General features: G+C 61.9%; 18 protein-coding genes and 1 tRNA gene. 14 read left to right on the forward strand and 5 right to left on the reverse strand.

The features are described 5' to 3' along the window. The first annotated feature begins 16 nt into the window (after positions 1 to 16). The 6 genes from PHO31112_RS17050 (at position 17) to PHO31112_RS17075 (ending at position 6,668) form a co-directional block, all read left to right on the forward strand. On the forward strand, positions 17 to 403 hold the full coding sequence (locus PHO31112_RS17050) for a (2Fe-2S)-binding protein (RefSeq protein ID WP_150621559.1): 387 nt from the start codon (positions 17 to 19) through the stop codon (positions 401 to 403). After that, positions 396 to 1,820: an FAD/NAD(P)-dependent oxidoreductase gene (locus PHO31112_RS17055; RefSeq protein ID WP_150621560.1), complete on the forward strand. Its 1,425-nt coding sequence runs from the start codon at positions 396 to 398 to the stop codon at positions 1,818 to 1,820. The genes PHO31112_RS17050 and PHO31112_RS17055 overlap by 8 nt, the downstream gene beginning before the upstream one ends. Next, positions 1,813 to 2,949, forward strand: coding sequence for an NAD(P)/FAD-dependent oxidoreductase (locus PHO31112_RS17060; protein WP_150621561.1), 1,137 nt, complete (start codon positions 1,813 to 1,815; stop codon positions 2,947 to 2,949). Before PHO31112_RS17055 ends, PHO31112_RS17060 begins: the two co-directional genes overlap by 8 nt. Positions 2,950 to 3,029: 80 nt before the next feature. Further along, positions 3,030 to 4,076, forward strand: coding sequence for an ABC transporter substrate-binding protein (locus PHO31112_RS17065; protein ID WP_150621562.1), 1,047 nt, complete (start codon positions 3,030 to 3,032; stop codon positions 4,074 to 4,076). Between the two features lie 231 nt (positions 4,077 to 4,307). Further along, on the forward strand, positions 4,308 to 5,057 hold the full coding sequence (locus PHO31112_RS17070) for a YoaK family protein (RefSeq protein WP_150621563.1): 750 nt from the start codon (positions 4,308 to 4,310) through the stop codon (positions 5,055 to 5,057). Positions 5,058 to 5,150: 93 nt separating this feature from the next. Next, the gene (locus tag PHO31112_RS17075; protein ID WP_174995758.1) at positions 5,151 to 6,668 is read left to right on the forward strand and encodes a GGDEF domain-containing protein; all 1,518 of its coding nucleotides are present in this window, start codon (positions 5,151 to 5,153) and stop codon (positions 6,666 to 6,668) included. A 33-nt stretch (positions 6,669 to 6,701) separates the two neighbouring features. Here PHO31112_RS17075 and PHO31112_RS17080 read toward each other — a convergent pair whose 3' ends face one another. Next, entirely contained in the window at positions 6,702 to 7,790 is a 1,089-nt protein-coding gene (locus PHO31112_RS17080; protein WP_150621565.1) for a helix-turn-helix transcriptional regulator, read from the reverse strand. A 238-nt stretch (positions 7,791 to 8,028) separates the two neighbouring features. On the opposite strand from PHO31112_RS17080, the gene PHO31112_RS17085 reads away from it, so the two are divergent. Then, complete coding sequence (locus tag PHO31112_RS17085) at positions 8,029 to 8,388, forward strand: hypothetical protein (protein ID WP_150621566.1); 360 nt, start codon at positions 8,029 to 8,031, stop codon at positions 8,386 to 8,388. 16 nt (positions 8,389 to 8,404) lie between these two features. Here the strand turns inward: PHO31112_RS17085 and PHO31112_RS17090 are convergent, their stop codons facing one another. Continuing rightward, positions 8,405 to 8,650 carry a hypothetical protein gene (locus tag PHO31112_RS17090; RefSeq protein WP_150621567.1) on the reverse strand — a complete coding sequence of 82 codons (246 nt, stop codon included), beginning with the start codon at positions 8,648 to 8,650 and terminating at the stop codon, positions 8,405 to 8,407. A gap of 349 nt (positions 8,651 to 8,999) precedes the next feature. Here PHO31112_RS17090 and PHO31112_RS17095 point away from each other — a divergent pair, with 349 nt between their 5' ends. From PHO31112_RS17095 to PHO31112_RS17125, 6 genes are all read left to right on the forward strand, one after another. Further along, the gene (locus tag PHO31112_RS17095) at positions 9,000 to 11,006 is read left to right on the forward strand and encodes a DUF2849 domain-containing protein (protein WP_150621568.1); all 2,007 of its coding nucleotides are present in this window, start codon (positions 9,000 to 9,002) and stop codon (positions 11,004 to 11,006) included. After that, on the forward strand, positions 10,996 to 11,469 hold the full coding sequence (locus PHO31112_RS17100; protein ID WP_150621569.1) for a DUF934 domain-containing protein: 474 nt from the start codon (positions 10,996 to 10,998) through the stop codon (positions 11,467 to 11,469). The genes PHO31112_RS17095 and PHO31112_RS17100 overlap by 11 nt, the downstream gene beginning before the upstream one ends. Before the next feature lie 970 nt (positions 11,470 to 12,439). Next, positions 12,440 to 12,922: a LuxR C-terminal-related transcriptional regulator gene (locus PHO31112_RS17105; protein WP_246178322.1), complete on the forward strand. Its 483-nt coding sequence runs from the start codon at positions 12,440 to 12,442 to the stop codon at positions 12,920 to 12,922. Further along, positions 12,895 to 14,205 (forward strand): MFS transporter, encoded by a 1,311-nt coding sequence (locus tag PHO31112_RS17110; protein ID WP_246178314.1) that lies wholly within the window; start codon positions 12,895 to 12,897, stop codon positions 14,203 to 14,205. The genes PHO31112_RS17105 and PHO31112_RS17110 overlap by 28 nt, the downstream gene beginning before the upstream one ends. A gap of 5 nt (positions 14,206 to 14,210) precedes the next feature. After that, positions 14,211 to 15,143 carry a thiamine phosphate synthase gene (locus tag PHO31112_RS28240; RefSeq protein ID WP_246178315.1) on the forward strand — a complete coding sequence of 311 codons (933 nt, stop codon included), beginning with the start codon at positions 14,211 to 14,213 and terminating at the stop codon, positions 15,141 to 15,143. Positions 15,144 to 16,308: 1,165 nt separating this feature from the next. After that, positions 16,309 to 17,016 carry a VIT1/CCC1 transporter family protein gene (locus PHO31112_RS17125; protein ID WP_150621570.1) on the forward strand — a complete coding sequence of 236 codons (708 nt, stop codon included), beginning with the start codon at positions 16,309 to 16,311 and terminating at the stop codon, positions 17,014 to 17,016. Between the two features lie 129 nt (positions 17,017 to 17,145). On the opposite strand, the gene PHO31112_RS17130 is transcribed toward PHO31112_RS17125, so the two are convergent. Both PHO31112_RS17130 and PHO31112_RS17135 read right to left on the reverse strand, forming a co-directional pair. Continuing rightward, positions 17,146 to 17,595, reverse strand: a complete 450-nt coding sequence (locus tag PHO31112_RS17130; RefSeq protein WP_150621571.1) for a hypothetical protein — start codon at positions 17,593 to 17,595, stop codon at positions 17,146 to 17,148. 672 nt (positions 17,596 to 18,267) lie between these two features. Beyond that, positions 18,268 to 18,344: transfer RNA gene (locus PHO31112_RS17135), tRNA-Pro, on the reverse strand. A 233-nt stretch (positions 18,345 to 18,577) separates the two neighbouring features. Between PHO31112_RS17135 and PHO31112_RS17140 the strand changes: the two genes are divergently transcribed. Then, complete coding sequence (locus tag PHO31112_RS17140; RefSeq protein WP_150621572.1) at positions 18,578 to 20,266, forward strand: AMP-binding protein; 1,689 nt, start codon at positions 18,578 to 18,580, stop codon at positions 20,264 to 20,266. Positions 20,267 to 20,349: 83 nt separating this feature from the next. Here PHO31112_RS17140 and PHO31112_RS17145 read toward each other — a convergent pair whose 3' ends face one another. Further along, the gene (locus PHO31112_RS17145) at positions 20,350 to 21,123 is read right to left on the reverse strand and encodes a sulfite exporter TauE/SafE family protein (RefSeq protein ID WP_150621573.1); all 774 of its coding nucleotides are present in this window, start codon (positions 21,121 to 21,123) and stop codon (positions 20,350 to 20,352) included. Between the last annotated feature and the right edge of the window lie 104 nt (positions 21,124 to 21,227).

Consider the following 21,227-nt stretch of genomic DNA (forward strand, 5'->3'; position numbering starts at 1 on the left):
CGCTAAGCAGATTCTCATGACCCGTTCTTCTTATTCTTCGCCAGACTCACGCGCGCCCGGTCATTCGCAACTGACCCGTCTTGCCGAAACGTCGCGCTCGCCCGTCACGTTCTATCTCGACGGCGAGCCGGTGCAGGCGCTTGCGGGCGATACCCTGCTCACGGCCATCCTCACGCATCAGCGTCACGTGCGCATCAGCGAATTCAGCGGCACGCCACGCGCAGGCTTTTGCCTGATCGGCGCGTGTCAGGACTGTTGGGTGCGTTGCGAATCCGTGCCTGTCGCAGGGGGCGGCGCGCAGCTTTCGCGCCTGCGCGCGTGCACAACACCGGTACACGACGGCATGCGTATTCTGACCCGCGCGACCGAGGCCAATGCGGTGCGCGGAGGCTCGCATGACTGAGCGTTCCGAGATCGTCATCGTGGGCGCAGGCCCTGCCGGCATACGTGCAGCGCAGACGCTCGTGGCGGCCGGTCTGCATCCCATCGTGCTCGACGAGAACATTCGCTGGGGAGGGCAGATTTACCGGCAACCCCCGGCGGGGGCGGGGTTCACGCGAACCAAGCAGGCGCTGTACGGCTTCGAGGCCGCCAAGGCCAACGCTATCCACAACACAATGGCGGCGCTGTTGCCGCAGATCGACTATCGACCCGAGACACTGGTCTGGGCCTGCGATCCGAAGCAGCTCCACACTATGCACGGCGGCCGCGAAAAGCCGGTGCCGTTCACGCATCTGATCGTTGCGAGCGGCGCGACCGATCGCGTGCTGCCGCTGCCGGGCTGGACGTTGCCGGGCGTGTACACGCTGGGTGGCGCGCAAGTGGCGCTCAAGGCGCAGGGCTGTGCCATCGGCGATCGCGTGGTGTTCGCGGGCACCGGGCCACTACTGTATCTCGTGGCGTACCAATATGCGAGGGCCGGTGCGAACGTGGCGGCCGTGCTCGACACCAGCGCGTTCGCCAGTCAGGTCAAGGCCACGCCACGCCTGCTGAATCAGCCGGCTACCTTCGCCAAGGGCCTCTATTACGTGGGATGGCTGCGTGCGCACGGTGTCCGCATCGAACAGGGTGTGACGCTCGAAGGGGTTGACGGCACAGCAGGGGTGCGGGCGATTCGCTGGCAACGCGACGGCCGCGAACACACGCTCGAATGCAGCGCAGTGGGGCTGGGCTTCGGCCTGCGCCCCGAGACGCAACTGGCTGATCTGGCAGGTTGCCGTTTCGTTTTCGACGAACTCAATCGATGCTGGCTGCCCGAGCGTGACGCGGCTGGCCGCAGTTCGCAACCGGGCATCTATCTGGCAGGCGATGGCGCGAGTATTGCCGGCGCAGACGCGGCCGAACTCGCGGGCCGCCGCGCGGCGCTGGCGTTGCTCGAAGATCTCGGGATCGCGGCGCCGGCGACTCCCGACGCCCCCGATGCTGCCGTCATCGAACGCAAGCTTGCCGGCATTCGCCGCTTTCGCGAGGGGATCGAGCAGGCGTTCGCGATGCCGGAAAACCCGTCGGTGCATTGGCCCGACGACATGCTCGTCTGCCGTTGCGAAGAGGTCGATGCGCGCACGTTGCGCGATTGCGTGCGCCATGACGGCGTCACCGAAATCAACCGGCTCAAGGCGCTCACACGCGTGGGTATGGGGCGCTGTCAGGGCCGTATGTGCGGCGAGGCGGCATGCCATCTGCTGGCGCAGGCGAGCGGGCAGACGCTTGCGCAAGTGGGGCGTCTGCGTGCGCAGGCCCCGATCAAACCGATTCCGATTGCACCGATGCTGTTCGACGAGAACGTTGCGGCCATCCCCGAGGAGGCGCGCGATGAGTGAGACCTTGCATTACGACGTTGTCGTTGCCGGTGGCGGGTTGGTGGGTGCATCGGCCGCGCGTGCGCTGGCCGAGCGCGGCTTGCGCGTTGCATTGTTCGAGCGGCGCTATTGCGGCGCGCAGGCCAGCGGCGTGAACTACGGCGGCGTGCGTTGTCAGGGCCGTCCGGAAGAACAACTGCCGCTCGCGATGCGCGCGCGCCGGATTTGGGATCGCTTGCCTGAGTTGATCGGCATCGACGGCGAATTCGTGCGCTCGGGCCATCTGCGTCTTGCCCGCCGCGAGAGCGATCTGGCGCCGCTCGACGCATGGTCGGAAATGGCGAGCCGTTACGGTCTGACCACGACCGTATTGCGAGGTGGCGAGTTTCGCCGGCGCTTTCCGTGGCTGGGCGACGGTGCCGTCGGTGGCTCGCTGTGCATGAGCGATGGGCATGCGAATCCGCGTCTGGTGTCGCCGGCCTTTGCGCGCGCGGCCCGTGCGCTGGGCGCCGACGTGCGTGAGCGTACCCCGATCACGTCGGTGGTTCACGACGGCGTGCGCTTTCAGCTCACGGCCCAACCCGCGCAAGGCGATGCGTTGCATGTGAGCGCCGACTGGCTGCTCAACACTTCCGGCGCCTGGGCGAATCACATTGCCGGCACGTTCGGCGAGCGCGTGCCGATGCATGCCATCTATCCGAACATGTGGGTGACCGAGCCACTGCCGAAGTTCGTTGCCCACAACCTCGGGGTGTACGGCGGCGGCGTGTACGCGCGTCAGGTCGAGCGCGGTAACTGCGTGATCGGTGGCGGACGCGGCACCGGCGACGGCGAATACGCCCAGCCGTCGGCCGACACGACGCGCGCCGTGATGCGCGAGGCCTGCGCGTTGCTGCCGGGGTTGCGTAACGCGTTGCTGATTCGCACATGGAGCGGCGTGGAGGGCGAGACGCCCGACAACAACCCGATCATCGGCATGAGCCGCACGACACCGCGTCTTGTGCATGCCTTCGGCTTCTCGGGCGGCGGTTTCCTGCTGGCCCCCGGCGTTGGCGAAGTCCTCGCCGATCTGGTCGCGAGCGGCGAGACGGTGACGCCGATCGAGGCATTTGCCGTCGACCGGTTCGCGCCGGTCATGGTCGAGGCATGATACGCAGACGAATCCCGTACGTTCAGAGTCCGTCCCAAAAACTACATTCCTTACCCCCTGGAAACGCAAGGAGAACCACGATGAAGCTATCCCGAAAGGTCGTCATGTGCGCTGCGGCGCTGGCATTGGGCGCGAGCAGCGCGGCCTGGTCGCAGACCAAAACGCTCTACATCGGCATGAATGGCGGCCCGATGGAAAAGGCTTACACGAGCCAGGTTTTCCCGGAGTTCGAGAAGGCCAACAACGTGAAGGTCGTGGTCGTGCCGGGTACGTCGTCCGACGTGCTGGCCAAGCTGCTCGCCAACCGTAACAGCCCGCAGATGCATGTCGTGTTTCTGGACGACGGCGTGATGGCGCGCGCGATCAGCATGGGCGTGTGCCAGAAGCTCGACGATTCGCCCGTGCTCAAGGAACTGATGCCGTCTGCCCGCGTGAAAGACGACATGGGCGCCGGCGTGCAACTGGGCATGACCGGTATCGGCTACAACACCAAGCTCTTCAAGGACAAGGGCTGGGCCGCGCCGACATCGTGGAGCGACTTCGCCGATCCGAAGTACAAGGGTAAGGTCGTGTTCCAGTCGGCATCGAGCAGCACGTTCGGTCTGCACGCCTTCCTCGCGCTGAACCGCATATGGGGCGGCAGCGAGACGAACGTCGAGCCGGGCTTCACCAAATGGGCCACGACCGTGGGGCCGAACGTTGTCGAGTACATCCCGAACTCGGCCAAGCTCTCGGAGATGATCCAGACCGGCGAAGCAGCCATCTTCCCGCTGACTCCGACGGCCGTGAGCGACTTGCAGGACAAGGGCATTCAGGCGGGGTACGTCGCGCCCAAGGAAGGTGCGGTGCAGTTGCTTGTCGACCTGTGCGTCGTGAAAAACAGCCCGGACAACGCCATGGCGCAGAAGCTCGCGCAGTACCTGCTGTCGGCCAAGGGCCAGTCGCTGGCCGCCGCCGCCGGTGCCTACATTCCGACCAACACACAAGCGAGCGTGCCGCCCGCGATGCAGAAGCGTCTGGGCAAGCTCGACGATCTGGTCAAGCACCTCAAGACCGTGGATTGGGACGCCATCAATCAGCGTCGCGCGCAATGGGATCAGCGCTGGAACCGTCAGATCGAGCAGTAATCTCGACGCGGTTACCTCGCGCGGGCGTGTCAGGCGCCTCGACAATGAACAACGCCGGGCCCCGTGTCCCGGCGTTTTTTTGTGTCCCGATGTCTCACGCAGGCGTCGCTCTCGATCCCGTTTGCTGTCCCTTCATAGGGCATGGGCCGTGCACAGGCGCGATATAGGCGTTGATATAGCGTCAACGCGCATTAGAATACCGCTTGTGCCAAGCTCCTGAACTCATGCGACATGCCGATCAACTACCTACGTGGATTCACCCAGCCAGTGCGCACGGACGCGGCGAACCGGCGTCTGGGCTGCTCGCTCGCGTTCGTGGCGGGCGCGGCGAATGCGGGCGGTTTCCTCGCCGTAGGGATGTATACGTCGCATATGTCGGGCATTGTCGCGTCGCTCTCCGACAATCTCGCGCTTGGGCAACTCGTGCTCGTGCTTGCCGGCTTGAGCGCCTTGGTGTCGTTCCTGCTGGGGGCCGTGACCTCGACCGTGCTGGTTCATTGGGGACGACGCCACCATACGCATAGCGAATATGCCGCACCGCTGATGTTTGAAGCAGTGCTGCTGCTGACGTTCGGTGCAATGGGCGCCAATCTCGAACACCATCGCGTGCTGTATGTGCCGGCTACCGTTGGCTTGCTGTGCTATGTCATGGGGTTGCAAAATGCCATCATCACCAAGATTTCCCGGGCCGAGATTCGCACGACGCATGTCACGGGGCTGGTAACCGACATCGGCATCGAGCTGGGTAAGCTGGTCTATTGGAACCGGCCCGGTGTCGCACGCGAGCTACCGCGTGTGATGGGGGACCGGCAGAAGCTGCGTTTGCTCTGTTCGTTGTTGGGTATGTTCTTCCTGGGCGGGCTGGCAGGTGCGCTCGGCTTCAAGCATCTGGGTTTCTCGGCGACCATTCCACTCGCATTGGTGCTCGTCACGCTGGCCATCGTGCCGTTGCTCGACGACATTGCGCGACATCCTCACTGACGTCGGCGCTCGCATCCCATCAGGCCAATAACTATGACTACACGCTTGAGTGTGCCCAGTCTTCGGACGTGGGTTGGGCGCCGTCGACGCGCCTTGTTCGACAAGTTTGACGACTATCCATCGATGGTAGGCATCGTGGGCACCGTCATTGCGCTGGCGATTCTGATCGGAGTGGCGATGCTATTGCGCGCCGACCGGCAAGCCCGCTACGACCACGCGCTCGAGCGAGCCCAAAGTGTGGCGTCTGTCGTGGCGGTGAGTCTGGGTGGAAATATCGCGATCTACGACACGCTGCTCAAGGAAATGGTGCGCGAGGCCGAGGATTCGCAGTTGCCGCTTTTTCCCGAACGAGTGCGCGACCGGGTGCGTTTCGGGCAGACGCTGAGCCGCGACTTTCTCTATGACGCGTATGTCGTGAACAAGTCTGGGCGGATTTCTGCGCCGCTCGACCCTGTCCACGACAAGATCGTGAATGTGGCCGACCGCGATTATTTCCGCTCCCATGAAGCGAATCCGTCGTTGGGACTCTATATCTCTCAGCCTTACGCGTCGCGAACGCATGGCGGCGTGCTGTCGGTGGCGCTCACCCGCCGCATTTCCGCTGAGGATCGTTCGTTTGCCGGTGTGGCGGTCATCGCGTTGCGGCTCGATCGGCTGGGTGCGCAGGCAAACGTCAACGATTCGTCCGATCTGAGGAGCATCGACGTTGTGGAGGAGAAGGGCACTGTGCTGGCGTGCAGCCCGTGCGAGCGCGCCAGACCGGGAACGCTCGTCAATCTGCCGGGAGACGCGACACGCGAGCAGAATCTGACGGCGGCACTCTCGTTTCCCGAGGGCGCGCGCGCTGCGGACTACCGGTCGGTACGTGTGCCGGGCGCATCGATGTATGTAGTGGTGACACCGTCGACACGGGCGCTCGCGCGTGAGTGGCGCCGTCACGCCCTGATATTCGGCTCGATAGCGGCCATCTGTGCGGCAACGCTCATCGCAGGCTCCTGGTTGCTCGTCGCGGCGATTCGTACGCGCGCGAGTACGGCGGCGCGGCTCGTGAACCTGTCCGTGACCGACGGTCTGACGGGGCTGAGTAACCGGCGCGCACTCGACGCCAAGCTCGCACGCGAGTGGCGACGGGCAAAACGCTCGGGCAGTCCGTTCTCCGTCCTGTTCGTGGACATCGATCATTTCAAGCACCTGAACGACGAGTACGGCCATTCGGCCGGCGACAGCGTATTGCGCGCCGTCGCGAAGAACATCGGCGGCCATATACGACGCGACGCCGATATGGTGGCGCGATACGGGGGAGAGGAGTTCGCGGTGGTCTTGCCCGATACGGATGCCGCAGGCGCGGCCGCCGTGGCCGAGCAGGTTCGCCGCGACGTAGAGCGTCTGCACATTGCCCACGTGGGCAGCGCGGCGGGCCTGGTCACGGTCAGCGTTGGCGCTGCGACGGGTGTCCCGGGCGCATGCGACAGTGCCGATGCCGTGCTGAAGGCAGCCGACGAGCAGCTTTTCATTGCGAAGCAAAGCGGACGCAATCGCGTCAGCACCGTCGTGCTGCGCGAGCCAGACCTTTCCAGCGACGAGGTGGGCAAGGCGGGCGATGTGTCGTAAAGGCGCGCGCCGAGGCGTGCACCGCCCCGACGGCTACGGCGCCAGCATGGTGGCAAGTCGCAGCAGTTCTCCCTGACGATGGCAGCCCGTCTTGCGCAGAATGGCCGATAGCTGGGTGCGCAACGTGCTGGTACCCAGGCCCAGTACTTCGCTGCATTCGCCGATCGTCAATCCCGCGACAAGATGATGGAAGAGGCGGGCTTCGGCTTGCGTCAGCGAAAAATGCTGGCGCAGGGCAGTTTCGCTCGGAACATTGAAGATGCTGCGCCGTTCGATGCGCACTCCGACGGCCGCGCGCAGTCCGTGATTCATCTGGCTGCCAAGCGGACGCAGCGTCGTCCGGTAGGCATGTCCCCACGAATCGGGCAAGACCAGCGACGCTGGTTGCCGGCTGACGTTGACCTGCCGGAGGGAATTCGTCAACCGGTTTTGCCATTCGGGCTGGCGATGCACGAGCCGGCGCTGATTGAGTATGAGCTGGCTGTCATTGCCGCCCAGCAGCACGTCGAGCCCCGGCGCATATGCCAGCACCCACCCATCTGGCGATGCGATGAGCAAGCCCTCAAGGGTGGGGTCGAGCATCTGGCTGAGTGCGTCGAGGCTCGCCCGGGCGGCCGCCCGCCGGGCCGCGAAGGCTGCGGTAAGCTGACGCTCGTACTCCGCGATCTTCGCGGTGTTAGCGAAGGTTGGCTCGACGACATGCGTGCGCTGGATGCTCAGGGCAGTGAGGGTATCGTCGTCGTTGCAGATCAGGACGCCGACCAACTGCTGGAGTTGATTGGGCCGCATGAACTCGTTCCAGAACACGCGGTCGTTTTGCGATTCGTGTTTGAGTGCGATGGACGAGCTGTACCAGGTGCCGGCCGGGGCGTCCCAGAAGCGGCGGGCGGAATCGTCGTATCGGTAGTAAAGCTGAGCGTATTCCTCGATCAACCGGGCTTCGTGCCCGGACTGTTCGACGAAGCGAACCGAGCGGCTTTGTTTATCATGACACAGGAATGTGGCGGCGTCCGCGCCGAGAAACTCGCGCGCCGTGTGCACCACATCGAGCCAGCCTGCATCGCCGGCGCCGACCGCCCGGACCGCATCCGATGCCCGCCGAAAACTGACGTCGTTCGACATGAGATTCCCCCGTGGTCACGGTATTTCTGCTGAGCCTGAGGCTCGATTTTCGCGAAGTGTAGCAGAAAGGGCTGTCGGAATTGAGAGGGGAGGCAACTGTGATTTATGCAGGCGACAAGGTGTCTCGTCGCTGCGACAATGCAGCCATATCGGGAAAGCGGAAAGTGATCGGGATGCCTCGATGCAGGCGCGTCCTGGAACAGATCCAAGACATCCAACATATCAAACGGAGGTAACCATGCGCCATCGCCAATTCATCGCCGTCTGCCTGTGCCTGACGGGGGCCCTGATGTTCGGTGAAGCGAACGCCCAGTCATATCTGGGGGCCGGAGATCTCGGCAGCATACGGCAGACGAATCAGACGCCCGCCGTCCCCCCGGCAGTGTCGGCGCTGGGCGGCCGCAAAGACAGCGTGGTGGACGCCCAGAGCGCCAGTGCGACCATTAATCGCGCGGCAAGCGAGCGCAACGGTCCGGCCACTGGCCCGAGCCAACAGGAACAGGAGGCGACGACCCGTGCGCTCGACACGCGAAATCTTCAGCATCCGCGTCAGACTCGCTCGTTCGACAGCCTCCCCCGGTTGTCGCGGCCGGAGTGATCGGGCAGGGACGCGCTTACTCCGCCATGGCGGGAATGGCGCCTTCCTGAAACAGGATGCGTGGCGCGTCCATCGTGCCGTCCTCTTCATCGACCAGCACTTCGTAGGCGGCGATGCCGGCGAACCCGGACGCCATCGATTGCGCGATACGTACCGCGCCGAATTCGGTGCTCGCCTGGCGCAACTCGCCGGGCTGCAGTACGCCGTCCTTATTCTTGCGGTAGGGCACGACGATGAACTTGACGGATTTGGCGTCGCTCATGGTGTCACTCGCGATGAAGTTGTGATGATCGGAAATGTAGCATGACTACTGTATAAAAATACAGTTATTTTTGCGGCAAATCGGACGCCGTGAAATCGCTTTATTGCATCGATACGGGCATGGCATGAAGCGGACGCGAGAATCCGCGCGGCCAGGATGGAGCGCCCGCGGCACTTCTCTGCCGTCGGCCGAAGCGACGGCCGGGCGCTGTCTGGCGGGGCTGCACAGCCCAAACAACGTCACGTAATGAGTAAATAACTACTAAATGGTCGTATATTCCCGTGCCTCTTGATAGCCTGCCGGTCGACTCGCGACTTGCGACCAAAACTAAAAGCACTGAGAGCGTGGAATGAATGCAGGCAACCTGATTTCGGCAAACCGGCTGCACGATGGCTTGGTCGTGTGGCTGGACAAGCAATACAACTGGGTGGATGACCTGACGCAGGCGCACGTGTTCGACGCGCAGGAACTCGACCAGGCCCAGGCGGCCGCGCAGGAGGCACAGGCGGCCAATCTGATCGTCGATCCCGTGCCGCGCGCGGCGGAGGTGGGCGAGGCCGGCCCCGTCCCGGTGGATTTTCGTGAGCAACTGCGCTCGCGTGGGCCGTCGGTTCGTGAAGACCTTGGCAAGCAGGCGGCGGAAGGCACGGTGCAAACGGCGCTGGCGCACGCCCCCGCTTTGACCGTGGCGCCGGAACATGCCGGCATCTACCGTTATGACCCCTCCGAGCGCGAGTTCCTCAAGGACCGCGCGAAAGCGTTCGGCCAGCAGGTTGCCCGGCGTCTGAGCGGCGAACTTAGCGAAGACGCGTTCAAGGTCTATCGCCTGATGAACGGCCTGTACCTGCAATTGCATGGTTACATGCTGCGCGTTGCCATTCCGTACGGAACGTTGAGCGCGATCCAGTTGCGCCAGCTCGCCTATGTGGCGAACCGTTTCGACAAGGGGTACGGCCACTTCACCACGCGCCAGAATCTTCAATTCAATTGGCCGACGCTCACGGACTCGCCCGAGATTCTGTCGAAGCTCGCTGACGTCGATCTGCACGCCATTCAGACGAGCGGCAACTGCATTCGGAACGTGACGACCGATCAGTTCGCCGGTGCGGCGAAGGACGAAGTGGTCGACCCGCGCGTGTACGCAGAGATCCTGCGTCAGTGGTCGACGGACCATCCCGAATTCACATATCTGCCGCGCAAGTTCAAGATCGCGATCACCGGCGGTGAGACCGATCGCGCCGCCGTGCGTTTTCACGACATCGGCATTCTCGCGCGGACGAACGAACGTGGCGAAGTGGGCTTCCAGATTTACGCCGGCGGTGGCCTGGGCCGCACGCCCATCGTGGGCACGCTCGTGCGCGAGTGGCTGCCCGAGGCTGACCTGCTGCGTTTTGTCGAAGCCATTCTGCGCGTGTACAACGCGCTGGGGCGTCGCGACAACATCTACAAGGCTCGCATCAAGATTCTCATCAAGGAGATGCAGCCCGCGAAGTTCATCGAGATGATCGAGGAAGAGTTCGCACGCATCGCACTCTCGCATCGCCCGCTCAGCGACGATGTCGTCGCGGCGATTCGCGGCCGTTTCATCGTACCCGAGTTCGAAACGCTGCCTGAGACATCGAACGCGTTTGCTCAAGCCTACGAGCGCGACATCGAATTCCGTCGCTGGGTCGACACCTGCACACACGAGCACAAGGTGCCCGGCTATATCAGTGCGGTCGTCTCGCTCAAGCCGGCGAGCGGCATTCCGGGCGACGCCAGCTCGACGGAAATGCTGTTGCTGGCAGAACTGGCTGAGCGCTATTCGTTCAACGAACTGCGCGTGACGCATGAACAGAATCTGGTACTGCCGCACGTGAAGCGCGACGAACTGCATGCGCTGTGGACGCGTCTGAAAGCGGGCGGACTGGCCACGGCCAACATCGGGCTGATTTCGGACGCCATCGCCTGCCCGGGGCTGGATTATTGCGCGCTGGCCAACGCACGCTCGGTGCCGGTGGCGCAACGTATCGCACTGCGATTCACGGAAGAGCAGCAACGCGATATCGGGCCGGTGACACTCAACGTGTCCGGTTGCATCAACGCTTGCGCGCATCACCACGTCGCGCATATCGGCATTCTGGGTGTCGACAAGGCAGGCAAGGAAAACTATCAGATCACGCTGGGCGGATCGGCCGATGAGAACGCTGCGGTTGGCAAGATTCTCGGTCCGGGGGTGACATACGAGGCTGTGCCGCAGGTGATTGAGAACATTCTCGGCCGTTATCTCTCGTTGCGCCACGAGGGGGAGCGCTTCATCGATACGCTCGGACGCGTCGGGGCAGAAGAATTCAAGGGAGCTTTGCATGTTGATTGATCGAAACGGACTGCCTGCCGCAGACGTCTGGACTTATCGCGGCGCGGACGAGCCGGTCACCACGGAGACGCGTAGCAAGCACGTGTTGCCGCTCGACGCATGGCTTGCCGCGAACGCACAGGGCGCGGCGCCGGCCGGTATCCGCATACAGGGCCACGACGATCCGGCGCGCATTGCAGCCCTGTTGCCACAACTCGAACTCATCGTGATCGAGTTTCCGAAGTCGCGCGATGGACGGGGTTTCACGCTGGCGAAATTCCTGCGCGAGAAGTGGCATTTCGAAGGCGGGATTCGTGCAGCCGGCCCGCTGCTGCCGGATCAACTGGCGATGTTGTGGGCGTGCGGCTTCGACAGCCTGCTCTCGCCTGCGGACGTACCGACGGCGCGCTGGCATGAGGCGGCGCTGGCGGCGCAAGGTCGCGCCACGCGGCCCCGCACATTGCTCGAACGCTTGACCGCCTGAGATCCCTCTGATAGTTCCGCGACCGGTATTTTCCGGTCGCGTCTGCCTCGTGCGGGCCATCCCTCGCTCCCTCCTTGCCCGCGCTGCCGCAGAACGTCTGCCGGCAAACGTCTTCGTTTGGCGTTATCGACCTTCGGCGACGACGCTTCCTATCCGACGATGAATACCGTTCCATCAGGTTCCGCATAAATCACCAGGTCATACGGGCCGACTTTCAAAGCGCATTCCCATGCCGACGCAAAATCGGCGTGTCGGGCAATGCAAACGTGCCGTTTTGGATTTCCAAATATCAGCCTGCCGTCTGTGGTGTCCGATGTGTTCATGACATAGGCGCCCTTCGAGGATTGCCACACCGCAAATCCTGAAAAGGTCACTTGACCCGGTGGGCGTATGACACTGCGCCTTTCACCCGAGTCGTCTTTCCTTGGGCCTGTTCTGATTTTTTTGCCCAATTTACGACGTCTCCGTTGCGTTCCTGCCTTGACATGAGAACTCCATTTCCCGTGTTGACGGTGAACGATTCTCGGGAGGACCTGCTGGGCGCAGCGGTGCTGGCTGGGAAGGGCCTGGCTCGTTGGCGTGCCTTATGCACCGAACGCATAAGGCACGCCAACGGCGCCGTCATATCGACCTTGCCTCCACGCAAGCGGAATTACTTCCTGGTCGACTCGTGTGAGCATCGGTGCTAACCACTGAGGTTAGATGCGTACAGGAAGGTCACTCATTTCGAGTTCAATCAAATACGCCGCGCACATGACGAAATCCGACAGCAACCTGTTCAGCCTGACAGAGAACTTTCCGGTCCCAGCGAGCCTGAAAGAAGCCGATACCGGCAGATACGTGATCAACAATGTTCACAATCTCAGATAGTTTGGTGTCCAGGATTGGAGGGATATTACCGGGCTGAGAATTTCAAGACATTGCATTTCCCACCATGGAATGGGGGAGGCAATACGCGAGATTGGTGGAGATGCTCGATATCGCTGCTCGGGAAACGAAATCTCCCGCGATCCAACGGAGTCCATTTGTCGACAGTCGCGGCAATGTGCAAATGGATGAGATAACGAAATTCCCAATATTCGGGTTCAACGGGAAAGTTCTCGGCATCGTTACCTATCGCCACGACATAACACGAACAATTCCACCAGTTCGCGTCTATCAGATTCACCGGTATTTCCATCCGATCGCCGAAGCAATCAAGCGATCGTTGGTCTTCTTTGGTGCTGATACTGACTTCCTGTTTCTGCCGACCGAAGCGCAGATTTACGTATTCCTGCTCAGATCGGAGCGCTATTCCAACAAGGAGATAGCCAGATTCATGGGCATCTCCGACAGAACCGTCGAGTGCCATTGCGCGACTCTGCGGAACAAGATCGTTGATGGAGATCTTGCGCACGTCATACACATCCTCAAGAGAAAAATGTCATGCGACGAAAATTCAATCCAGTCCTGAAAATCGCGTTAACGGCAAATACCGTCGAATGGTTTGAGTTCTCGCTCACTGCATTCATGGCTTTGGAAATCGGTTGGCTTTTCTTTCCGGCCTCCAGCGACAAGAATGTCCTGATGCTGAGTTTTCTCGTGTTCGCGAGCAGTTATCTGGCGCGGCCCTTAGGCAGCATTTTCTTTGGACTCTTGGGCAGTCGACGCGGTACGGGGCCAGCATTGAAACTGAGTTTGCTCGGGATGGCGATTCCGGCATCGCTGATCGCGCTCTTGCCGACGTATCAGTCTGTGGGGTATGTCGCGACCGTCCTTTTGCTGATGCTGAAGGTCATGCAGGGTTTTTGCGCAGGGGGGGAGGCACCATTAACCGGCTACTACGTTTCGTTGAGTGTGAGCGGCAGGAATCGAGGTTTGTACTGCGCGCTGGCCGCAGGGAGTAGCTTGCTTGGCATGTTGCTCGCCTCCGGGACGATCTTCGCGTTGCCATACATCGCCAATGCGGTGCGATTGGCAGACTCGCCCATCTCGGCATACGTGCCCGATACGTGGAGATGGCCGTTTCTTCTTTGTATCCCGTTGTCGATCCTGGTCTATTCCTTGCGATCGTCTATCACTGTCGGTCGGAAGCCGCGGACACCACAGACTGCCCGTTCGCGAACGGCAAGGCCACTGGTGCAGGCCTTCATCCTGGTCGCCTTCCTGGAGATCGGCATCTATTCGTTGTTCGTGTGGATGCCAAGCTATTTGCATAGTTACCTCGGCGTATCCAGCTCGGACGCTCGCTTGTCAAATGTCGCGGCGTTATTGATCCTGTTCTTCTCGATGGTGGTGTCAGGTTACGTCTCTCGCTTCATCGACGCATCTACGCTAGCCTTTGTCGGAATCGTGTCGATGGCGCTCAGCGTCTATCCGCTGTTCTACATGCTGCAGCAAGGTGATTTCGCCACGTTGCTCGCTGCCCAAGCGGCGTTTGCCATCATGAATGGATGCTTGGGGGGCGTGATCTTTGTCATTCTGCCCGATCTGTTTAAGCGCAGTTGGGGAGACTTCGGCGTGGCCATCACCTATTCGTTCTCCACGGCCCTTCTGGGTGGGACCGCGCCTGTCGTGTGCGCGTATCTGATCAACGTGACGGGCGATCTGACTGCACCGGCGATCTACATTGCCGCCAGCGGCTTGCTGGCGGCACCGGTGGCCTATGGTGTCTCCCGCGCGAATCGTCGCCAGTTGGTCGACCAGCTTCCACACGAGAACGCCGGCAGCCCCCACGTTTCTGGAGCCGGACGCTGATTTCGATGGAGCAGATCACGCGATTCCCGCGTACGTATCTGATTACCCCCGAACCGTCGCGCAACGAGCCGTTGGAGGCTTTTGTCGAGCAATTGGACAGCGCATTGCGGGCAGGGGTCAGATTGGTGCAGTTACGTGCAAAGACCGTGACGCCGGCACAATATGCTTGGTTGGCGGAGAAATCCTTGACTCGGTGCCGACGCTACGATGCGCGGCTGCTGCTGAACGCGCCGCTAGACGTGGCTGAAGCATTGCAGGCCGATGGCATACACCTCACGAGCACGCGTTTGATGGCGTGCAGGCGCCGGCTGCCGCCGCGTGGGCAATTTAGCGCTGCCTGTCACGACGAGCACCAAGTCAGACAGGCCAGCGAGATGGGGGCCGATCTGCTGACCATTTCCCCCGTCCTTCCGACCGCGCCCCCTACCACGGCGGTCCCCCTCGGCTGGTCGCGATTTCGCGAACTTGTGGCGCTGACGTCGGTTCCCGTCTATGCGTTGGGGGAATGTCTTTCGACACTCTGGCCGGGGCGCGTGACGCCGGGGCACATGGCATTGCGACAATTCGCGCGCTGTGGGGCGGGGCGGTCGAGCGCTCCTGATTTGCGCGTTCCTTCATTGCGTTTCCCGATGTGGCATCAATGCATGCCTGCTCGCTTTGCCGGATCGATAGTGTTCGCTGGGCCGACTAATCGGCGATCAGCGACACGCCATCGTGGAGAAGCGTTGTTGCGCCTTTGGCAATTTCGACCATTGCACCGGCTACGACGGTGCACTTGTGTCGGCCGCGGATGGACGGGCATACCACACGCCGTTCGCAATGCTGCCGCGTATTCGTCGAGTACTGGAATGCGGCCTTGCCGAAGCAGAACCTTGGGCGAATCCATTGCGCCGGTTTCGGGATCGAGCAGGACTTCATGCGCCGCGCCGCCGGCGTGACACCCGCGCATCGAGTGGGCGACGGGTACGGCCCCGACGCTGGTGCTGGCCGGAAGCACCTCAACAGGCAACAGGTCGCCGACGGTTCCTTTGCGGAGATAGAATCGGGCAAACCCCACGGGGAGAAGAGGTATGCGGAGGCTCATCGGGGGACTGCTGATGTTTGCGTCAGTCGCGGTATTCGCGCAGGGCAACAATTGTGCTTGTCAGCAATACACAGGTTCATGTGAGGCGTCGATTATCGTTGCGCCGACAACGTCGACGAAAGGCTCCTACGGCGCCGCAGTGCTCGAAAGTCGACTACTACGTCGACCGCACACCGTACTTCACGATTCTCAGTCAGGGAAATCAAGGTGAGGACCGACACCGGCCCAGCGTCTGCCCAGCCGCTGACCACGCTGTTGGACGGCACCTGGTGTTCAAGGGATGCGTACGGACTACCATCTCCATTTCGGGAGGCGGTATCAGGTTCGCCTTCGTTGGCGACTCAGGGGCTTCTGGAAATACGGGAGGTTTAACGCGCCTGAACGACACCGATTTTGCGGTAGCGCTCGCTAGTGGCTATGGGGATGTATATCGGATGAGCGACAAGGACCATTACGGCAGGATTGAGCGCGATGGGAAGCCGGCCCCACAGAGCGGCATTACTGCGTCGCGGTGCTCTGGCTGACGCTGGGACGTATCCACCATATGTGCTCGAACTACCACGTACCGGATCGGCAGTTGTTCAGCGAAGACTATGGCGTGCCGCCGCCGGTTATGCTCGCAGGGCTGCTCGGCCGGGTTGACGACACTGCGGGAGGCATTGCAGAATTCGCTGACCGCACCACATCGCCGGTCCAACCTGCAAGCGAGCCTACGAGGCGCCAAGTGCGCAAGCAGCGACCGCTTGGCGCTAGCCACCCACGCTCGGAAACCGGTCGCACAGCATTCCATGGACTCTTTTGCCAGGCGCCACTGGAGACGGGGGCCGTTGGCCGGTTCATGTTGGCCATGCCGTTGCTCGGGTCGCTGACCATGAGCGCAGCGCGTAAGCCGAACATTCCTTTGGGACTGCCCACTCGCCGACCTGTGTCGATGCACCGCTTCACGGGTTCGCACGCTTCCCGGACGTTTTACCCGAACTGGATTGCCCGAAGCTGCTTTACATGGATCGGAATCTAAAATGACAAAGTTTCTGCGTCGCACCCATCGTGAACGTCACCGCACCGAACATATCGGCTGGCTGCGTGCCGCCGTCCTTGGGGCCAATGATGGCATCATTTCCACGGCCAGTCTGGTCGCAGGTGTAGCTGCGGCCCATGCAAGCCACGCCAGCATCGTGACCACGGCCGTGGCGGGATTGGTGGCAGGCGCCATGTCCATGGCTGCAGGCGAGTTCGTATCGGTCTATTCGCAGGCCGACACAGAAAAGGCGGATCTGACGCGTGAACGTGAAGAACTCAAGAACAGCCCCGATGCAGAGCATCGGGAACTGACGGCCATCTATGTGCGGCGTGGCTTGGATCAACAGCTCGCGGATCAAGTCGCAACACAGTTGATGGCGCACGATGCGCTGGGCGCGCATGCGCGCGATGAACTGGGCATCTCGGAGGCGTTGAGCGCCCGTCCGTTGCAAGCTGCATTGGCGTCTGCCGGGAGCTTCGCCGTGGGCGCGGCCATGCCGCTGGCCGTGGTTCTGCTGGCACCGGAGCAGAGCCTGCTGTATTGGATCGTGGCGACATCGATTCTCTTTCTGGCCCTGCTCGGCGTTGCGGCTGCTGCCGTTGGCGGAACACCCCTCTTCAGAAGTGTCCTGCGCGTGGCTTTCTGGGGCACATTTGCCATGGCGGTGACAGCGGGCGTGGGGGCTGTGTTCGGCACTGCTGTTTGATGTCAGAGCAGCAGAGGACAATAACGAAATACCGCTCGCGGCGGAACATGAGCTCTCGATTCGCTTCGCAGATGTCGAGGGCGATCGAGATGGGAATAACCCGGTATTAACTTACTCGTGGCAATTCGTCTAAAGACGAGGGCGATCTGCTCGAGGTTTGGGCGCAGCTGGGAGGTCCGCCATCATGGCGCGAATACTCTCTCTGATCACCTTGTCCCGAGTTTCGTCAATGTCGCGCGTGGATGCGCCCTTCGGCTGAAGGGCGGCGGTGTTGAAGCGTTCCAGAGGTACGAGTCCACCCGCACGGCTGGCCGCATTGATCTTCGGGGAGACACCGGATGTGGCCGTGCACACGATATCCCCCCGGGCTGCAACCGGCGTGCAATGGTAAATCAGGACTATCTCGTACTGGTTCGCGGGAAAACGCTTCAAGTATTCGGGGGTGATGAGATCGCTTATCAGCGCCGCTAAATCCGCAGACTTACCGTCGCCGAAGTAAGAGAGTGTGAATTCACCGGCTGCGGTAGCGCCGAAGGATGCGCAAAGCAGCGTCAGCAACAACGCGAGTTTCGATTTCATGCAGGGTTCCCCGTTGGATTCAACTGTCTCGAATGCTGTCGCGTTCTGCGAGGGCCGCTATGTATGCTGAAGCCGACGCATCTCCATTGATTCAAGAGATTGAGGTTCGCAGTTCGACAGTGAGCGCTATGGCTCTTGATTTGCCGCCATTCTTTGCCCGTTCCTTCGCAGATCGCAGATCTGTGGGGCATGATCGCTTACGTCGGCGGTTCGGATCAACCACGAAGAATAAATGCGGCGCGAGCCGGTCACGCATGGTGGCTTCCACGGAGGTGGGGAGGGGGGAAATCAGCGCAATCGCGGTGATTTTGCACAGTAACTGTGCTGCACACTCGAATCGAGGGATCCCCGTCATGCGAGCCAACTTCCGCGTACCGGATCGGCAGTTGTTCAGCGAATACTATGGCGTACCGCCGCCGGTCGGTGAGTGGCTCGATGAGGTCATAAGGATTAGTTTAACGACTGGCTCGGCGCTCGATCGATGGGCTCGGCCGTTTTTTTGACGTTGTCTGATGCCTCGCAAATGAGTGCAAGGGCCGCACCAAAATCTGCGTAGTAGTCCTACGCGCTCGCAAAAATATTAGAAATTTTCTAGTATCCCGACCGACTTGCACAAAATTTCGTCGCCAACGAAAAAACCCGCACAGCCAAAGACTGTGCGGGTTCAATTCTTGGTCGGGGCGAGAGGATTTGAACCTCCGACCACCTGCACCCCATGCAGGTACGCTACCAGGCTGCGCTACGCCCCGTGAGAAATGCGTCGTTTAGATGCATTGCTCGAAAGCAGGCAATTATAGCAGAGCTTCGTGCGGGAAAGGAAGGGGGAATGCGCATTGCCCGCATATTTTTTTACATCATGCGCCGGCAGTACGGCGTATGCCGCCGACAAAACCCCATGATGGTTATTCCGGATGTTGAATTCGAGGGGGCTCACGATAATGGAATTCTGCCTAATCCTGCCCGTCCGGGCTCGGAGCGAGCGATGCCGCAAATCCTGGGGTTCGAGGCCGCGCGCGATCTTCTTCTCGCGCAGCGTGCCCACTACGACGTGGCGTACCGCGATTTTCGCTGGCCGGTTCTCTCTCGCTTCAACTGGGCACTCGATTTTTTCGACCCCCAAGCCCTAGGCAACGATCGTCCCGCGCTCTGGGTTGTCGAAGAGGACGGTCGAGAGACGCGCCTGTCCTTTGCCGAGATGTCCGCACGCTCTCATCAGGTTGCCAATTTCCTGCGCGAACAAGGGGTGTCGCGCGGCGAGCGCGTGCTGCTCATGCTCCCTAACCAGGTCGAACTCTGGGACCTCATGCTCGCCTGCATGAAGCTCGGCGCTGTCATGATTCCCGCGACAACCCTGCTCACCGCAGGCGATCTCGCCGACCGGCTGGAGCGCGGCCGTGTTCGCCACGTCGTCACTACCGCACGCGACGCCCTCAAGTTCGCCAATCTGCCCGGTGACTACGGGCGCATCGCCGTCGGCGACAACCCGCCGGACGGATGGACGCCACTTGCGCCCGCCTACGACGCCTCGGATCAATTCACCCCCGACGGCACCACGCTTGCGACCGATCCGCTGCTGCTGTACTTCACCTCCGGCACCACGTCGCGTCCGAAGCTCGTGATGCATTCGCATCAGAGTTACCCCGTCGGTCATCTCGCCACGATGTATTGGCTCGGCCTGCAACCGGGCGACATTCACTGGAACATCAGCTCGCCGGGATGGGCGAAGCACGCCTGGAGCTGTTTCTTCGCGCCTTGGAATGCTGGCGCGACCATCTTCATCTACAACTTCGCGCGCTTCGACGCGCGTGCCGCGCTGGAGACAGCGACACGCTGCGGCGTCACCACGCTGTGCGCGCCGCCCACCGTCTGGCGAATGATGATTCAGGAAGATCTGGCACACCACGCAGTGAAGTTCCGCGAACTGATCGGCGCGGGCGAGCCGCTCAATCCCGAAGTGATCGAGCAGGTCAAACGCGCCTGGAAGATCACGATTCGCGACGGCTACGGCCAAACCGAAACGTGCTGCCAGATCGGCAATTCGCCGGGACAACCGGTGAAGGCGGGAGCGATGGGGCGTCCGATGCCGGGATATCGCGTCGTGCTGCTCGATCACAACGGCAATGAGGCAGACGAAGGCGAGATCGCGCTCGTTCTGTCGTCGCGTCCGACCGGATTGATGCAGGGGTATGAAGACGACAGGGAGAAGACCGCCGAGGCCATGCGCGACGGCTATTACCACACGGGTGACGTCGCCATGCGCGATGAGCGCGGCTACTTCACCTATGTCGGCCGGGCGGACGATGTCTTCAAGGCATCGGACTACCGCATCAGCCCGTTCGAACTGGAAAGTGAACTGATCAAACACCCCGCCGTGGCCGAGGCCGGTGTGGTGCCGAGCCCCGATCCGGTGCGGCTTGCCGTGCCGAAGGCGTTCATCACCCTGCGCGCAGGTTTTCACGCCGACGATACACTCGCCCTCGACATTCTGCGCTTCTGTCGCGATCACCTGGCGCCATACAAACGTATCCGGCGCATCGAATTCTGCGATCTGCCGAAGACAATCTCCGGCAAGATTCGTCGCGTCGAACTACGCCGCGCAGAAGAGGGGCGAGATCTGCAAAACCGCCGGGAGATGGAATTCTGGGACGTCGATTTCGCCGATCTCAAATGATGCCGATGCGTCGGATGTGTCGGATGCGTGGGCGAGCGGCGGCCGTCCCGCTGTCCCGCCATTCCGCCATCGCGCCACGGCATTCAGCGCATATGCTGAATCACCAACTCCGCGCCCAGCATCGCCAACCCCACGAAGAAGCAGCGGCGAAACACGGTAGCGCTGACGCGAGTACGCACCCACTGGCCGAAGAACATGCCGCCAAGCGCGGGCGCAAGCGCCAACAGCGACACGCCGATCGCGTGGCCGTGGAAGATGCCGTCGTGCGCCAGACCGGCGGCAAGCGCCATCGTGGATACGGTAAACGACAGACCGAGTGCCTGTACCAGATCGTCCTTGTCGAGATCGAGCGCTTGCAGAAACGGTACGGCCGGAATGACGAACACGCCGGTCGCGGCCGTCACCAAACCGGTCATGGCACCGATCACGCCGCCGAGCGCGCTCACGCGTGCGCCAGGCCAGCTTTTCGGCATATGCAGACGTACCGCCGCGAGTCCCATTACGGCGTAGGCGAGCAGTGCCACGCCCAACGCCATCCCGGCAAAATCGCCCCCATTGGCGAGCCATCCGCCGCCCGCCCAGGTGCCGATACCGATGCCGATCAACATCGGCCAGAGGCGCTTCGCCAGCGCGGCAAAGCGCGGGCCCGCCAGTAATTGCCAGACGTTCGTGACAAGCGACGGCACGATGAGCAGCGCAGCCGCTTCGGCCGTCGGCATGGCCAAGCCAAGCAACCCTACGGCCACTGTCGGCAGACCCAGACCGATCACGCCCTTGACGAAGCCGGCGAGCAGGAAGGTGAAGAGCCCCAGCGATAGCAAGGGAACGAGGTTGGTCAGGTGTTGAGTATTCGTCATGACGCCAGTATCGGCATGCTGCGCCGGGCCGCCAATGCGGCTTTCGCGCAGGGGGACTCAGGCAGACGCTGAGGCTGAGGCTGAGGCTGCGGCCGGTCGTTGTT

The sequence above is a fragment of the Pandoraea horticolens genome (assembly GCF_902459555.1).
Lineage (GTDB): Bacteria > Pseudomonadota > Gammaproteobacteria > Burkholderiales > Burkholderiaceae > Pandoraea > Pandoraea horticolens.

Bases quoted from the DNA above. Each gene is read 5' to 3' on its own strand.
- PHO31112_RS17095 (WP_150621568.1), top strand. From the start codon at position 9,000: ATGAATGCAGGCAACCTGATTTCGGCAAACCGGCTGCACGATGGCTTG.
- PHO31112_RS17065 (WP_150621562.1), top strand. From the start codon at position 3,030: ATGAAGCTATCCCGAAAGGTCGTCATGTGCGCTGCGGCGCTGGCATTG.
- PHO31112_RS17145 (WP_150621573.1), bottom strand. From the start codon at position 21,123: ATGACGAATACTCAACACCTGACCAACCTCGTTCCCTTGCTATCGCTG.
- PHO31112_RS28240 (WP_246178315.1), top strand. From the start codon at position 14,211: ATGGAGCAGATCACGCGATTCCCGCGTACGTATCTGATTACCCCCGAA.
- PHO31112_RS17140 (WP_150621572.1), top strand. From the start codon at position 18,578: ATGCCGCAAATCCTGGGGTTCGAGGCCGCGCGCGATCTTCTTCTCGCG.
- PHO31112_RS17050 (WP_150621559.1), top strand. From the start codon at position 17: ATGACCCGTTCTTCTTATTCTTCGCCAGACTCACGCGCGCCCGGTCAT.
- PHO31112_RS17125 (WP_150621570.1), top strand. From the start codon at position 16,309: ATGACAAAGTTTCTGCGTCGCACCCATCGTGAACGTCACCGCACCGAA.
- PHO31112_RS17085 (WP_150621566.1), top strand. From the start codon at position 8,029: ATGCGCCATCGCCAATTCATCGCCGTCTGCCTGTGCCTGACGGGGGCC.
- PHO31112_RS17110 (WP_246178314.1), top strand. From the start codon at position 12,895: ATGCGACGAAAATTCAATCCAGTCCTGAAAATCGCGTTAACGGCAAAT.
- PHO31112_RS17070 (WP_150621563.1), top strand. From the start codon at position 4,308: ATGCCGATCAACTACCTACGTGGATTCACCCAGCCAGTGCGCACGGAC.
- PHO31112_RS17130 (WP_150621571.1), bottom strand. From the start codon at position 17,595: ATGAAATCGAAACTCGCGTTGTTGCTGACGCTGCTTTGCGCATCCTTC.
- PHO31112_RS17105 (WP_246178322.1), top strand. From the start codon at position 12,440: ATGCTCGATATCGCTGCTCGGGAAACGAAATCTCCCGCGATCCAACGG.
- PHO31112_RS17055 (WP_150621560.1), top strand. From the start codon at position 396: ATGACTGAGCGTTCCGAGATCGTCATCGTGGGCGCAGGCCCTGCCGGC.
- PHO31112_RS17060 (WP_150621561.1), top strand. From the start codon at position 1,813: ATGAGTGAGACCTTGCATTACGACGTTGTCGTTGCCGGTGGCGGGTTG.
- PHO31112_RS17080 (WP_150621565.1), bottom strand. From the start codon at position 7,790: ATGTCGAACGACGTCAGTTTTCGGCGGGCATCGGATGCGGTCCGGGCG.
- PHO31112_RS17090 (WP_150621567.1), bottom strand. From the start codon at position 8,650: ATGAGCGACGCCAAATCCGTCAAGTTCATCGTCGTGCCCTACCGCAAG.
- PHO31112_RS17100 (WP_150621569.1), top strand. From the start codon at position 10,996: ATGTTGATTGATCGAAACGGACTGCCTGCCGCAGACGTCTGGACTTAT.